The sequence below is a fragment of the Pseudomonas sp. ICMP 10191 genome, from assembly GCF_001467335.1.
Classification (GTDB): Bacteria; Pseudomonadota; Gammaproteobacteria; order Pseudomonadales; family Pseudomonadaceae; genus Aquipseudomonas; species Aquipseudomonas cerasi.
In genome coordinates, this window is sequence record NZ_LKGW01000058.1 from 1 (window position 1) to 348 (window position 348).

Sequence of the window (348 nt, forward strand, 5' to 3'; positions counted from 1 at the left end):
AGGTTGAGCTGATGCAGATGACCGCTGCCGTAGTACAGGTGGTTCAGGTGCTGGCCGGTAGGAAGGGTCAGCGTGGTTAGGTTGCTCAGTGGATCGTAGTCGTAGGCCAGCGCGCCTTGCGGCGTGGTCTCTGTGGTCAGTCGCCCCAGCAGGTCGTAGGCAAATTCCAGTTTCTCGGCGGTGACGCCCAGTTTTCTGCCGGTGTCCGTCGGTTTGCGCTCGATTGACAGCAGTCGGTCGCCGTCGTCATAGGTGTAGTCCTGACGCGCGTCGTCGTTGAGTTTGGCCAGCAAACGGCCTATCGGGTCGCGCTCCAGATGGGTGCTGCGCCGTGGCTGTTCGCCTTTC

1 protein-coding gene is annotated in these 348 nt (G+C 61.5%); it reads right to left on the minus strand.

The genetic code is table 11. The features are described from left to right. Positions 1 to 348, minus strand: a 348-nt coding sequence (locus AO388_RS06520; protein ID WP_161937155.1) for an RHS repeat domain-containing protein, incomplete at both ends; no start/stop codon positions are given.